9 protein-coding genes and 2 pseudogenes are annotated in these 13,638 nt (G+C 63.9%); 6 read left to right on the plus strand and 5 right to left on the minus strand.

The features are described from left to right. The first annotated feature begins 83 nt into the window (after positions 1 to 83). From ABZO33_RS14655 to ABZO33_RS14665, 3 genes are all read left to right on the plus strand, one after another. Positions 84 to 1,457, plus strand: a complete 1,374-nt coding sequence (locus ABZO33_RS14655; RefSeq protein ID WP_414536611.1) for a TolC family outer membrane protein — start codon at positions 84 to 86, stop codon at positions 1,455 to 1,457. Positions 1,458 to 1,534: 77 nt separating this feature from the next. Beyond that, positions 1,535 to 3,670: a type I secretion system permease/ATPase gene (locus ABZO33_RS14660; protein ID WP_414536745.1), complete on the plus strand. Its 2,136-nt coding sequence runs from the start codon at positions 1,535 to 1,537 to the stop codon at positions 3,668 to 3,670. 34 nt (positions 3,671 to 3,704) lie between these two features. Further along, complete coding sequence (locus tag ABZO33_RS14665; protein WP_414536612.1) at positions 3,705 to 5,060, plus strand: HlyD family type I secretion periplasmic adaptor subunit; 1,356 nt, start codon at positions 3,705 to 3,707, stop codon at positions 5,058 to 5,060. A gap of 124 nt (positions 5,061 to 5,184) precedes the next feature. Here the strand turns inward: ABZO33_RS14665 and ABZO33_RS14670 are convergent, their stop codons facing one another. From ABZO33_RS14670 to ABZO33_RS14685, 4 genes and pseudogenes are all read right to left on the minus strand, one after another. Then, positions 5,185 to 5,784 (minus strand): tRNA-uridine aminocarboxypropyltransferase, encoded by a 600-nt coding sequence (locus ABZO33_RS14670; RefSeq protein ID WP_414536613.1) that lies wholly within the window; start codon positions 5,782 to 5,784, stop codon positions 5,185 to 5,187. A 153-nt stretch (positions 5,785 to 5,937) separates the two neighbouring features. Beyond that, positions 5,938 to 6,918 (minus strand): annotated as a pseudogene (locus tag ABZO33_RS14675) (methyl-accepting chemotaxis protein); the annotation flags it as partial. Between the two features lie 276 nt (positions 6,919 to 7,194). Continuing rightward, positions 7,195 to 7,545, minus strand: a pseudogene (locus ABZO33_RS14680) (PAS domain-containing protein); the annotation flags it as partial. 98 nt (positions 7,546 to 7,643) lie between these two features. Then, positions 7,644 to 8,537, minus strand: a complete 894-nt coding sequence (locus ABZO33_RS14685) for a LysR family transcriptional regulator (protein WP_046854595.1) — start codon at positions 8,535 to 8,537, stop codon at positions 7,644 to 7,646. Positions 8,538 to 8,760: 223 nt separating this feature from the next. Between ABZO33_RS14685 and speB the strand changes: the two genes are divergently transcribed. The 3 genes from speB to ABZO33_RS14700 all read left to right on the plus strand — a co-directional run bounded on the left by speB (position 8,761) and on the right by ABZO33_RS14700 (position 12,267). Further along, entirely contained in the window at positions 8,761 to 9,711 is a 951-nt protein-coding gene (gene speB / locus ABZO33_RS14690; RefSeq protein WP_414536614.1) for an agmatinase, read from the plus strand. Positions 9,712 to 9,914: 203 nt separating this feature from the next. Then, positions 9,915 to 11,294 (plus strand): sodium:solute symporter, encoded by a 1,380-nt coding sequence (locus tag ABZO33_RS14695; protein WP_414536615.1) that lies wholly within the window; start codon positions 9,915 to 9,917, stop codon positions 11,292 to 11,294. A gap of 487 nt (positions 11,295 to 11,781) precedes the next feature. Continuing rightward, complete coding sequence (locus ABZO33_RS14700) at positions 11,782 to 12,267, plus strand: AAA family ATPase (RefSeq protein ID WP_414536616.1); 486 nt, start codon at positions 11,782 to 11,784, stop codon at positions 12,265 to 12,267. Between the two features lie 184 nt (positions 12,268 to 12,451). Here ABZO33_RS14700 and ABZO33_RS14705 read toward each other — a convergent pair whose 3' ends face one another. Continuing rightward, a complete protein-coding gene (locus ABZO33_RS14705) occupies positions 12,452 to 13,576 on the minus strand; it encodes a reverse transcriptase family protein (RefSeq protein WP_414536618.1) in 1,125 nt (374 codons plus the stop codon). Between the last annotated feature and the right edge of the window lie 62 nt (positions 13,577 to 13,638).

Genomic DNA, 13,638 nt, shown 5'->3' on the forward strand with positions numbered 1-13,638 from the left:
AACCTGAAACGGTTTGATTCTAATTTTTCGTCATTTTTTTGGCGAATAGCAGGACATTATTCAAGACCAGGGAGATGTACCCCATGCGCGCTTTAACCCCCATCACCAGTGCGATTTTGTTGGCCATGGCGTGTGCCAACAGTCAGGCGATGTCGATTACCGAGGCTGTCCAGAACGCCGTGGACCAGCATCCCGAGATCAGCGCCAGCCGCAACAGCAGGCTGTCCGCCGACGAGGATGTGAAGTTCGCCCGCGGGGGGTACTACCCAACCGTCGATCTGGTCGCAGGCTACGGCCGGCAACGTTCGGACAACACCAACACCCGCGGCTTCAACCCGGACGGCACGCGTAACCACAACAAGGAAACGCTCAACTACACCCAATCCGAGCTGCGTCTGCGGCAGATGCTGTTCGACGGCTTCAATACCTCCAACGAGGTCGCCCGCACCGAAGCGGTGGCCACCTCGCGCGCCTACTACACCCAGGCAACCGCCGAGAGCATTGCCCTGCGCGCCATCGAGGTCTATCTCGAGGTGCTCAAGCGCCGTGAACTGGTGACCCTGGCCAAGAACAACCTGCAGGCCCACCTGCGGGTCAACGACCAGATCGGCCTGCGCAGCGAACGCGGCGTGGGCAGCACCGCCGACCTCGACCAGTCCCGCGCCCGTCGCGCCCTGGCCGAAAACAACCTGGACACCGCCGAGGTCGACCTGGCCGATGCCGAGGCCAACTTCTACAGCGTAGTCGGGCGCCTGCCCGATGAGCTGGAAACACCGGTCACGATCAAGGGCGAAGTGCCGGGCGAGTTGCTCAATGCCCGCCAGGGCATGCTGGAGAACAACCCCTACCTGAAGTCGGCGCAGGCCGATGTGCGCTCCGCCGAGCAGCAATACGAAGTGGCCAAGTCGCCCTTCTACCCGCGCCTGGATGCAGTGCTGGCCACCGGTGCCAACAACAACCTCGGCGGCCAGAAGGGCCACGACAACAATGACTGGCAGGCCGGCGTCGAGCTCAGCTACAACCTGTTCCGCGGCGGCAGCGACAAGGCCCGCCTGCAGTCGGACGCGCACAAGATCAACCAGGCGATGGACATCCGCAACAATGCCCTGCGCGAGCTGAACGAAAACCTCAGCCTCGCCTGGAACGCGATGAACAACGCCCGCAAGCAGACCCCGAGCGCCCGCGAGTACGCCGAGACCACCCAGCGCGTGCGCGCCGCCTACCAGGACCAGTTCGGCCTGGGCCAGCGCACCCTGCTCGACGTGCTCGACAGCGAGAACGAGCTGTACAACGCCAACCGTCGCTACACCGAAGTGCGCTATACCGAGGAGTTCTCCATGTACCGGGTCCTGGCGACCATGGGCGAGCTGCTGAGCAAGCAGCGTATCTCGCTGCCGCCGGAAGCCATCGCCAAGACCGAAGTGCGCAACGAGGCGAAATTGCCTGACATGCGTTAGGTTCTGACGAGACAAGGGACTTTTCGCCAGCGCCCATTTCCCGTCCACCGCGGCAGGAGTAGGCCATCGTGACCAGTATGCAAAGCGCGCAACCGCGCCTGGATGTTGATGATCCGTTGCTCGATGGCCTGCTGATCCTGTGCAAGCTGCACGGCTGCCCTGCCAGCCGTGCCAGCCTGTGCAGCGGCCTGCCGCTGGCCGAGCAGCGCCTGCCCCTGACCCTGCTGCCCCGCGCCGCCGCGCGTGCGGGGTTGCAGGCGCGGGTCCTGCAGCGTGAGCTGGACACCATCTCGCCGCTCAACCTGCCGGTTTTGCTGATCCTCAACGACGGCCGCAGCGCCGTGCTGCAACGCTGGGGGGACAATGGCCGGGCCTTGCTGCTGCCGTGCGAAGCCGAGGGCGGCGAACAGTGGGTCGAGCGTGAAGCCCTGGCCGAGGCCTACAGCGGCCAGGCCCTGTTCGCCCGCCCCCGGCATACCCTGGAAGACGTACGCGCGCCGCTGATCCCGCGGGTCAACGCCTGGTTCCGCGACACCCTGCGCCACTCCCGCTGGCTGTACAGCGATGCCCTGCTGGCCAGCCTGCTGATCAACCTGCTGGGGCTGATGGTGCCGCTGTTCGTCATGCAGACCTACGACCGCGTGGTCCCCAACCAGGCGCTGTCCACCCTGTGGGTGCTGGTCGCCGGCCTGTTCATCGGCACCACCTTCGAACTGGTGCTGCGCATGGTCCGTGCCCACCTGCTGGACCAGGCCGGCAAGAAGACCGACCTGATCCTCTCCGCCACCTTGTTCGAACGCATCACCGGCATGAGCATGAAGGCGCGCCCGGCCACCATCGGCGGCTTCGCCCAGAGCATCCATGACTTCCAGGGGCTGCGCGAATTCCTCACCGCGGTGACCCTGACCAGCATCATCGATCTGCCGTTCGTGGCCCTGATGCTGCTGGTGATCGGCCTGCTCGGTGGCTGGCTGGTGGTGATCCCACTGATCGCCTTCCCGCTGGCAGTGGGCCTGGCGCTGATCATCCAGGTGCGCCTGCGCGACACCGTGCAAAAAAGCCTGAGCCTCGGCGCGGTGCGCCAGGCGCTGCTGATCGAGACCCTCGGTGGCCTGGAAACCCTCAAGGCCTGCGGCGCCGAAAGCGAGCGCCAGTACCAGTGGGAACACACCAACGGCGCCATCGCCCGCCTCGACGCCCATGCCCGCAACCTGTCGTCGCTGGCCAGCAACGGCACGCTGTTCATCCAGCAGTTCTGCGGCATGGCCACCATCGTCGCCGGGGTGTACAGCATCATCGCCGGCAACCTCAGTGTCGGCGCGCTGGTGGCCAGCTACATGCTCGGCAGCCGGGTGCTCGCCCCGCTCGGCCAGATCGCCGGGCTGATCACCCGCTACCAGCAGGCGCAACTGACCATGCGCAGCACCGACGCGCTGATGAGCCTGCCCCAGGAGCGCCAGGCCGAGCACCAGGCGTTGGAGCACACTGCGCTGCAAGGTGGCATCAGTATCAACCACGCCACCTTCCGCTATGCCGGGCAAACGGCCCCGGCCCTCAACGACGTGAGCGCCACCCTCAAGCCGGGCGAACGCATCGGCATCATTGGCCGCAGCGGCTCGGGCAAGAGCACCCTCGCCCGCCTGCTGATGGGCTTCCATCACCCCGACGAAGGCCAGGTGCTGCTGGACAACCTCGACCTGCGCCAGCTCGACATCGCCGACCTGCGCAGCCAGGTCGGCTACGTGGCGCATGACCTGCCGCTGCTGGCTGGCAGCCTGCGCGACAATCTCACCCTCGGTGCCCGCCATGTCAGCGATGCGCGCATGCTCGAGGTGGCCGAACTGACCGGGGTCAGCGAGCTGGCCCGCCAGCACCCGCAAGGCTTCGACCGCCCGGTGGGCGAGCGCGGCCAGTTGCTCTCCGGTGGCCAGCGCCAGGCCGTGCTGCTGGCCCGGGCCCTGCTGCTGGAGCCGCCGATCCTGATTCTCGACGAGCCCACCAGCCACATGGACAACAGCAGCGAGGAGCAACTGCGCCAACGCCTGCTGAACTGGGTGCCCGGCAAGACCCTGCTGCTGGTCACCCACCGCACCTCGATGCTCAGCCTGGTCGACCGGCTGCTGGTGCTGGACAACGGCAAGATCGTTGCCGACGGGCCGAAGGATGCGGTCATTGATGCACTGCGCAAGGGCCGTATCGGCGCGGCGCTGTGAACCAACACTCGTGAATTCCTGTGGGAGGTAGAACATGCCCATCAGCCACAGCGTGCGCAGCTACCTCCAGGGCGACGACAGCCGCGCCGAACGCGACTATATGCCGGAACTGGCCGGCGCCACCCTGCAGGAGTCCCCCAGCCTGTCGCGCCTGACCGTGTGGCTGGCGGCGATCCTGCTGCTGGTGGCACTGGTCTGGGCCAACTTCGCGGTGCTCGATGAAGTCACCGTCGGCGAAGGCAAGGCCATCCCGTCGAGCAAGGTGCAGGTGGTGCAGAACCTCGAAGGCGGCATCGTCACCGAGATCTTCGTGCGTGAGGGGCAGATGGTCGACAAGGGCGCCACCCTGCTGCGCCTGGATGACACGCGCTTCAAGTCGAACAAAGGTGAAAGCGAGGCCGACCGTTACGCACTCAGCGCGCAGGTGGAGCGCCTGTCGGCCGAATCCGAAGGCCGCCCCTTCGTGCTGTCGAGCGAAGTCCGCGCCAAGGCGCCGCAGGTGGCCGAGGACGAGACCGCGCTGTACGAATCGCGCCAGCGCCGCCTGGCCAGCGAGAAGCAGACCCTCAACGAACAACTGCGGCAGAAGACCCAGGAACTGGCCGAGTTCCGTTCCAAGGTCGACCAGTACCGTTCGGCGGTGGGCCTGTTGCAGCAGGAGCTGGACATGTCCTCGCCGCTGGTGAGCAAGGGCGCCATCTCCCCGGTGGAGATCCTGCGCCTCAAGCAGCGCAGCGTCGAGGCGCGCGGCCAGCTGAACGCGACCAACCTGGCCATCCCCCGCGCCGAGGCGGCGATCGCGGAAATCCGCAGCAAAATCCAGGAGTCCGACGCCAGCTTCCGCTCCGATGCCGCCAAGGAACTCAACGACAAGCGCACCGAGCTGTCGAAGATCACCGCCACCAGCATCGCCATCGACGACCGGGTCAACCGCACCACCGTGGTGTCGCCGGTGCGCGGCATCGTCAAGCTGCTCAAGGTCAACACCATCGGCGGCGTGGTGCAGCCCGGCAGCGACCTGGTGGAGATCGTGCCGATCGAGGACAACCTGCTGATCGAGGCCAAGGTAAGGCCCCAGGACGTGGCGTTCCTGCACCCGGGGCAGACCGCGATGGTCAAGTTCAGCGCCTACGACTACACCATCTACGGTGGGCTCAAGGCCAAGCTGGAACTGATCGGCGCGGACACCGTCACCGACGACAAGGGCAATGCGTTCTACCTGATCCAGGTGCGCACCGACAAGAACCACCTGGGTGGCGACAACAAGCCGCTGCTGATCATCCCGGGGATGGTCGCCACGGTGGACATCATCACCGGGCAGAAGAGCGTGCTGGACTATCTGTTGAAGCCGGTGATGAAGGCCCGGACCGAGGCCTTGCGCGAGCGGTGATCGCTATCTGGATAGCAGTGGGAGATCACCTAGCCCTTCCGGGCTGCGCTGTCGCGCAGGGAACAGGGTTCCAGCGTGGGAGCGGGCTTGCCCCGCGATAGGGCCGGCACAACCAACCACTTGATCAAGCCTGGCCGTGATTACGCTCGAAGGTCTCGGCGCCCATGGCTGCAATCTGCCCGTCGATCAACGCCTCGAACGGGCGCAACAATGCATCGTAAACTGTCGGCGCTTCCAGCACATTCAGCGCCTGCACGATCGCCTCGAGGGTGGATACGGCGCCTGGCTCAGGTGCCTTGCGCAACCGGTAGCGCGAAGGCAGGACCGCGCCCAGCGTCACCCGTGGCAACGCTTCCAGCTGCGGGTTCAGGTAGAGCATCTTGCGTGCCTTGCGCCAGGTACCGTCGGGTACGATCAGCAACAATGGCATCGGGTCGGCTTGCCCGTAACCCTGCAGGACCTCGGCCTCATCACCCGGGAACAACAGCGCCGGGCGATAACCCGGTGTCGCCAGCAAAGTCCCAAGGTCATCAAACACCTCGCCGATCCGCAGCTCGGCATTGATCAACCCAAGGGCCGCCAGGCGTGCCGTGTTCAAGGCGTGGGCGGTTTCACTGGGGTGTTGCAGCACGACCACGCGGGTACGGCTGTCCAGGTGCGGGATCAGCGGGCAGAGGCAGTGGGCGAGCGGGCGCTGGCAGCGCTCGCAGCGGGGTCTTGGCATGAGGAACTCCTTGGGGCGGGTAGTTTGCCACAGGGTAGCCATCCCCGGGGTGCTACGAGGCGGTCGTGGGAGCGGGCTTGCCCCGCGACAAATCCGGCAGCGCAATCGCGGGGCAAGCCCGCTCCCACGCCTCCACTGTTACCCGCTACAGCTTCAGCGGTTGAACCGCTCCGCCAGGCTGTGCAGGTACTCCGCCATGCGCTCCAGGTCCTGGCTGATCTCGGCGCCCTGCTTGGCCTGCCCCGCGCTCTCGTCGCACAAATGAGCGATGCGCACGATCTGCTGGTTGATGTCCTCGGCCACATGGCTCTGCTGCTCGGAGGCCGTGGCCATCTGCTGGCTCATGCCGGTGATGCGGCTGATCGCCTGGGCGATCCCCGACAACGCCTCCTGCACCGCCTCGACGCTGTGCACGCTGTCGCTGGAAATCTGCTGGCCACGGCTGGCGCTGGCCACCGCACGGTCGGCACCGGAACGCAGGGTGGAGATGATGTGGTGGATCTCCTCGGTCGAGGCGCGGGTGCGCTGCGCCAGCGACCGCACCTCGTCCGCCACCACGGCGAAGCCCCTGCCCTGCTCGCCGGCCCGCGCCGCCTCGATGGCGGCATTGAGCGCCAGCAGGTTGGTCTGCTCGGCAATCGAGGTGATCACATCCACCACGCTGCCAATGGACTGGGTCTGCTCGGCCAGGGCGTTGACCGCCTGGCCGATGTCGCTGACCGCCTCGTTCATGCTGCCCATGGCGCGCAGGCTTTGCTGCGCCAGGTCGCTGCCCTGCTGGGCCAGCTGGTCGGCGTCGCTGGCCGCGTGGGCGGTGGTCTGCACGTTATGGGTCACCTGCTGGATGGTCGCCGCCATCTGCGCGATGGCGGTGGCCGACTGATCGGTCTCGCTGCGCTGGCGGTCGAGCATCTGCGCCTGGGCATCAGACAGCCCGGCGGACTGCGCGGCCCGCGACTTGACCCCGACACCGGCATCCACCAGGCGGGTCAACGCAGTCTGCAGGCGTGCCTCTTCGCTGATGATCGCCAGGTCGAGCTGGCCCTGCAGGCCGGGGTTGTCACTGTAGGTCAGGGCCACCAACGGGCTGGTGAAGGCCTTGGGGTGCTCTTCGAGGGTGCGACGGATCGACTGGTTCTGCCGGTGCTCGACCACGTACCAGGCCGCCAGCAGGCTGGCCATCAGCCCCCCCAATGCCGCATAGGGGGGCAGCCACAGGTAGGCCGCGGCCGACAGCAAACCCGCGCCGATCAGCGGCCAGCCATGGCCGACCCCATGTCCCAGGCGCGCCGCCAGCGGGACTGGCGAGCGCCCCGCGCGCAGACGGGCATACAGCTTCTCCGCCCGGCGGATCTGCTCCCGGCTCGGCACCGAGCGCACCGATTCGTAGCCACTGATGCGGCCGTTCTCGTACACCGCCGTGACGTAGGCGCTGACCCAGTAGAAATCGCCGTTCTTGGCGCGGTTCTTGACCACGCCCATCCAGGGCTTGCCCTGCTTGATGGTGTCCCACATATGGCCGAAGACCGCCGGCGGCATGTCGGGATGACGCACCAGGTTATGCGGCTGGCCGACCAGCTCGTCGTAGGTGAAACCGCTGATGGCCACGAACGCGTCGTTGCAATAAGTTATGCGGCTGTTCAGGTCAGTCGTAGAGATCAGCCGCTGGTCTTGGGGAAAGGTTCTTTCGTGCTCGGTGACGGGCAAATTCATGCGCATCGTTGGCGATCCCTTGCTTATCCAGATGAGTGGGAAAATCATCAAAGCAAGTAGATATTTAGCAGAAGGCCAGCACGCCAGCGGTCAAGTTTTGTAGGAAATTCGCCCGCCCTGACGGAATGTCCAAAACGCGGCTGGCCTCACCCTACGTTGAGCTGGCTCTTGAGCAGGTCGCGGAAGGTCTGAATCAGCGGTTCCCGGCTGCGACCACGGCGGATGATCAGGGAAAACGGCGCCTGGTAGCCGAACGTGGCCGGCGACAGCACGCGCAGGTCGCCCTTGTCGACCCAGGCTTGGGCGTAGTGCTCGGGCAGGTAGCCGATGTAGGCGCCGGAAAGAATCAGGATCAACTGCGCCTCCATGCTCTCCACGGTGGCCGCGCTGTGCTTGAAACCATGCCGGGCCAGCTCGGCCTGGCTCCAGTAGCCCCGTCCGACCATGCGCTGCTGGGTGATCACCGGTTCAGGAATGCGCCGCTCGCCGAACAACGCGTGACGACTGCTGCAATACAGCCAGTGCTGCTCGCGGTACAGCGGCTGGTAGACCAGCCCGCTCATGCGCGAGGAAAACGCGCCGATGGCCAGGTCCAGGCGGTTGTCCTGCACGCCCAGTTGCAGTTCGTAGGGGCTCGATACCGACAGGTGCAGGTGCACCGCCGGGTGTTCCTGGCTGTAGGCGCCGATGGCCTCGGCCAGCGGCAGGGCGCTGTCGCCAACGGTGGAGTCGATCACCCCCAGGTTGAGGGTGCCGCGCAGCTCGCCCTTGAGCGCTGCGGCGTATTGTTCGAAGCCATCCAGTTCACCGAGCAGGCGCAAGGTCTCCTGATGGAACAGCTCACCCTTGCTGGTCAGGCTGAAGCCACCCCGGCCACGGTGGCAGAGCACGATGCCCAGGGCGCTTTCCAGCTGGCTCATGTAGGTGCTGATCGCCGAGGTCGACAGGTTGAGGTCACGCTGGGCATTGGCGAACCCCTGGTGGCGCACCACGCTGGCGAAGATGCGCAGCAGTTTCAGGTCGGGCAGCGATGAGGCCATGGCGCAGGGTCCGCAGGGTGGAATCGCCAGAGTCTAACCCGGTTGCCGGCCGATAGTTCAGAGAATCCTGAAGTAAGTATTTGTCGGTAGCGATTCTTCCCGGCCACTACCTTGCGCAGACTGCGGCGAAATGTCCCTGCCCGCCAGCATGACCAGATGATCCGGGCGCGCGGCGGCACAGGTTCGAACAAACAGAACAATCGACCGACTGATGAGGCCCACCGTGGACAAGATTCTCCACCAACCACTGGGCGGCAACGAAATGCCGCGTTTCGGCGGCATCGCCACCATGCTTCGCCTGCCCCACCTGCAAAGCGCCGAAGGCCTCGACGCCGCGTTCATCGGCGTGCCGCTGGACATCGGCACCTCGCTGCGTTCCGGCACCCGCTTCGGCCCACGGCAGATCCGCGCCGAATCGGTGATGATCCGCCCGTACAACATGGCCACCGGCGCCGCCCCGTTCGACTCGCTGTCGGTGGCCGACATCGGTGACGTGGCGATCAACACCTTCAACCTGCTCGACGCCGTGCGCATCATCGAAGAGGCCTACGACGAGATCGTCGAACACAATGTCATCCCGCTGACCCTGGGCGGCGACCACACCATCACCCTGCCGATCCTGCGTGCCCTGCACAAGAAGCACGGCAAGATCGGCCTGGTGCACATCGATGCCCACGCCGACGTCAACGACCACATGTTCGGCGAGAGGATCGCCCACGGCACCACCTTCCGCCGCGCCGTGGAAGAAGGCCTGCTCGATTGCGACCGCGTGGTGCAGATCGGCCTGCGCGCCCAGGGCTACACCGCCGACGATTTCAACTGGAGCCGCCGCCAGGGCTTTCGCGTGGTGCAGGCCGAGGAGTGCTGGCACAAGTCGCTGGCCCCGCTGATGGCCGAAGTGCGCGAGAAAGTCGGTGGCGGCCCGGTGTACCTGTCGTTCGACATCGACGGCATCGACCCGGCCTGGGCGCCCGGCACCGGCACCCCGGAGATCGGCGGCTTGACCACCATCCAGGCGATGGAGATCATCCGCGGCTGCCAGGGCCTGGACCTGATCGGCTGCGACCTGGTCGAAGTCTCCCCACCCTACGACACCACCGGCAACACCTCGCTGCTGGGCGCCAACCTGCTGTTCGAAATGCTCTGCGTGCTGCCGGGCGTGGTGCGCCGCTGAGATACCCAATCGCTGGCAAGCCGGCCTCCTGTGGGAGCTGGCTTGCCAGCGATGAAGACGTCACGACGCCAGCATTGAAACACCCCGGCAGGAGCCATTCGGGAGGGCCATAGAGGCCCGCCAACACAAGACAGAACCGCCGGGCGCCTTGCACCGTCCGGACGGCCGATCTCGCCATAATAAAGATAATCGGGAGACCCCCAATGGCCTTGGACATCATCGTTGTACTGATCTATGCCGCCGGCATGCTCGCGCTTGGCTGGTACGGCATGCGGCGCGCGAAGACCCACGAAGACTACCTGGTGGCCGGGCGCAACCTCGGCCCGACCCTGTACATGGGCACCATGGCCACCACCGTGCTCGGCGGCGCCTCCACCGTCGGCACCGTGCGCCTGGGCTATGTGCACGGCATCTCCGGCTTCTGGCTGTGCGCCGCCCTGGGCCTGGGGATCATCGCCCTCAACCTGTTCCTGGCCAAGCCGCTGCTGCGCCTGAAGATCTTCACCGTCACCCAGGTGCTGGAGCGCCGCTACAACCCGATGGCCCGCCAGGCCAGTGCGGCGATCATGCTCGCCTACGCACTGATGATCGCGGTGACCTCGACCCTGGCCATGGGCACCGTGCTGCAGGTACTGCTCGACGTGCCCTTCTGGATGGCGCTGCTGTTCGGCGGCGGCGTGGTGGTGGTGTACTCGACCATCGGCGGCATGTGGTCGCTGACCCTCACCGACATCGTCCAGTTCGTGATCAAGACCGTGGGCCTGATGTTCATCCTGCTGCCGGTGTGCCTGTACAAGGCCGGCGGCTGGGACGCCCTGGTGGCCAAGCTGCCGGCGGCCAGCTTCAGCTGGACCACCATCGGCTGGGATACCATCATCACCTACTTCCTGATCTACTTCTTCGGCATCCTGATCGGCCAGGACATCTGGCAGCGCGTGTTCACCGCCCGTGACGAAAAGGTCTGCCAGCGCGCCGGCACCACCGCCGGTGTCTACTGCGTGCTGTACGGCCTGGCCTGCGCGCTGATCGGCATGGCCGCCCATGTACTGATGCCCGACCTGGCCAACCCGAACAACGCCTTTGCCGAGATGATCAAGGGCCAGCTGCCAGAGGGCATCCGTGGCCTGCTGATGGCCGCCGCCCTGGCCGCGATGATGTCCACCGCCAGCGCCGGCCTGCTGGCCGCCTCCACCACCCTCACCGAAGACCTGCTGCCCAAGCTGCGCGGCGGCAAGCAGTCGAGCCTGGGCATCAACCGCCTGTTCACCCTGGTGACCGGCCTGGTGGTGCTGGGTATCGCCCTGGCGGTCAACGATGTGATCAGCGCCCTGACCCTGGCCTACAACCTGCTGGTGGGCGGCATGCTGATCCCGCTGATGGGCGCGATCTTCTGGAAGCGCGCCACCACCGCCGGCGCCATCGCCAGCATGACCCTGGGTTTTGCCACCGCGTTGTTCTTCATGTTCAAGGATGGCCTGGACGCCAACTCGCCGATCTACTACAGCCTGGCCATCGGCCTGGTGAGCTTCGTGTTGGTCAGCCTGGCGTCCCGCAAGCCGGTGGCAACGGTGAACCTGGCCTGACACGCCAAGCCTCATCACCAGCAAGGCGGCCCCTTCCACAGATGCCGCCTTGCTGGCGAAAGGCCCACAGGCGACCATTCGCCCTATATAACGGATCGATCTAAAACTCTCACATCCTGCCCCGGTCACTACCTAAGTGCCCACTGTCGCGGCACACCCTCCCCAACGGCAAAACCGGTAAGGACTTATGTGCGGATTAGCAGGAGTATTGGAAAGGGGGATTTTAAAGGCTTGCAGGGACCATAACCTACCCTGATTCCCCCATTAGAACCCTGTTTTGGTACAAAAAGTGGTACGAGAACTCCGCGCCGTTGGGAGACCGTTGTAGTCTTTTAAGCGCTGCCATAAGTCGATAACGGTCAGTTGTGCCTCACAGAGCAGCCGCTTACCAGAGGCCGCTATCGACCCATAGCGGACGTTAGAGGCTCGGTGATTGCTTCGGCGCTTTTCAATGAGCATCATCGGGGTTCGACAAGGAGACGTCTCTATGCCCAAACCAGTGCTGCATCTCATCTCGGGAAAGATTGCATCCGGTAAGTCAACCCTAGCCAAAAGCTTGGCAACTGAGGGATCGACGGTTCTGCTGAGCGAGGATCATTGGCTCTCACGGCTATACCCTGAACAGATCAAGTCAGTAACCGACTACGTGCGTCTTGCGCGCCAGATTCGGGAGGTGCTGGGCCCGCTCGTCGTCGATGTTCTTAGGGCTGGAGTGACTGTCGTTTTGGACTTTCCTGCGAATACTCCTCAAGATCGGCAATGGCTGCGCGACCTGGCTGACGCTGCCGAGGTTTCACATTGCGTCCACTACATCGAGGTGGACGATGACACCTGTCGAGACAGGTTGCATCTTCGCAACCACCTTGGTGGGCATGAGTTTGCGGCGACTGACGCGGAGTTCGATTTGATCACTAGCTACTTTCGAGCGCCACATGAGGATGAAGGGCTCCATATTGAAGTTCACCGACATTGACGAGTAGTCCCCCGTGAGATTGAGTTATCTCTAATGCGGCTTTGGACCGCCAGCGGCCAACATCGGATGGCCTCTATGGGGCGAGAGCAGCTGGTCACCAGGGGCCGTTATCGACCCAAAGCGGACGCAAAGGTAATTGCTAACTTTGTAAATTCCGGAAGCAGGGGGCTGACCCCTCCCAGCATCACTCCCACGGCAACGAGCTAACCCCTTCTGGTAACTGGGAGGGGCATAGGGGCGGGATGCAGGCAGTATCCGTTATGGTCAGTGAGCACTCTGCGACATCTTGTCGATAACGCTCCAGTAAAGGCTTTTGGTAAGACCGCATTACCACATTGAGCCGCCCCTTCAATAGCTCACCGTCCGGATGACCGCAGGCCAGCAACCGTCCGACACGCCCCATCGCACGCTGATACATCAGCTCAATCTCAGCCCAGTCAGACGTCGATTCACTAGCCAATTCAAGCTGCCTGACGGCAGACCTTATACGCTTTCGCTCTGACTTTGTGAGCCCTGGGGAAGAATTGAAAACGCTCAACCCAGTAACTGTAACCGGTTGAAAAGTAGCGCCCTCCCCCTTCAACCCCTGGCCACGCACCCTTAAATGCAGCTTGCTCCGCTTCTGATGGCACCCCTTAGCAGCCAACATACCGGTAATGGCCGACACGATGCCGGTAAGCTCATCCTGCGATGGCACGCTAGCACAGGAGACAGTAATGTCGTCAGCGAACCGGGAGTAATTAAACCCTTTGCCCGAGAGTTCCCTGACTATCTTGGGCTCCACATCCCAGAATACTAAGTTTGCGATATATCCACTCGTACTAGCCCCCTGCGGGGTGCTTCCAAAACGAGTACATAACGATGACAACATCTCCGCCACACAGACTCCGTATCCGAATAGCCCTTGAAACATTGCCTGCACATGGACCTTAGAGATAGAAGGGTAAAAATTCTTTATATCTTGAAGAATGACGAATCTTGCTCCAGCATGTAGAGCAGCATTGCTGTATATGCTCCGTGGAGACTTGCGATCTTTTATACCGCCATGCAGATAAGCCGGAAATTTCGCCCTGGACAGCAGCTTGTCAACGATCTTTCGCTGAACCCGCTTGAGAGGGTCATGAGCATCGTAAGTATCGCGCGTCTCGCGAGGCTGGCCAGGCTTAACCTTCTTCTCCTGGGGGACGTGGCGATACATTCGGTCCGCACGGGCTGTAAGCCTGCTAAGCAACTGCTCACTCTCACCAAGCGCCAGCGACAGAGCCCTGATGCTGTGGATTGGTTTAAACGGATAAACAGGAGCTTCCATATTCCACCCCAGAAACGACGAAGGGCCGATATCGTTATCGGCCCTTCAGAATTCGAATGATG

It is taken from the genome of Pseudomonas sp. CAM1A (genome assembly GCF_047501685.1).
In the GTDB taxonomy this organism is placed as follows: domain Bacteria; phylum Pseudomonadota; class Gammaproteobacteria; order Pseudomonadales; family Pseudomonadaceae; genus Aquipseudomonas.

Bases quoted from the DNA above. Each gene is read 5' to 3' on its own strand.
- ABZO33_RS14700 (WP_414536616.1), top strand. From the start codon at position 11,782: ATGCCCAAACCAGTGCTGCATCTCATCTCGGGAAAGATTGCATCCGGT.
- ABZO33_RS14655 (WP_414536611.1), top strand. From the start codon at position 84: ATGCGCGCTTTAACCCCCATCACCAGTGCGATTTTGTTGGCCATGGCG.
- ABZO33_RS14670 (WP_414536613.1), bottom strand. From the start codon at position 5,784: ATGCCAAGACCCCGCTGCGAGCGCTGCCAGCGCCCGCTCGCCCACTGC.
- ABZO33_RS14685 (WP_046854595.1), bottom strand. From the start codon at position 8,537: ATGGCCTCATCGCTGCCCGACCTGAAACTGCTGCGCATCTTCGCCAGC.
- ABZO33_RS14695 (WP_414536615.1), top strand. From the start codon at position 9,915: ATGGCCTTGGACATCATCGTTGTACTGATCTATGCCGCCGGCATGCTC.
- ABZO33_RS14660 (WP_414536745.1), top strand. From the start codon at position 1,535: ATGCAAAGCGCGCAACCGCGCCTGGATGTTGATGATCCGTTGCTCGAT.
- ABZO33_RS14705 (WP_414536618.1), bottom strand. From the start codon at position 13,576: ATGGAAGCTCCTGTTTATCCGTTTAAACCAATCCACAGCATCAGGGCT.
- ABZO33_RS14665 (WP_414536612.1), top strand. From the start codon at position 3,705: ATGCCCATCAGCCACAGCGTGCGCAGCTACCTCCAGGGCGACGACAGC.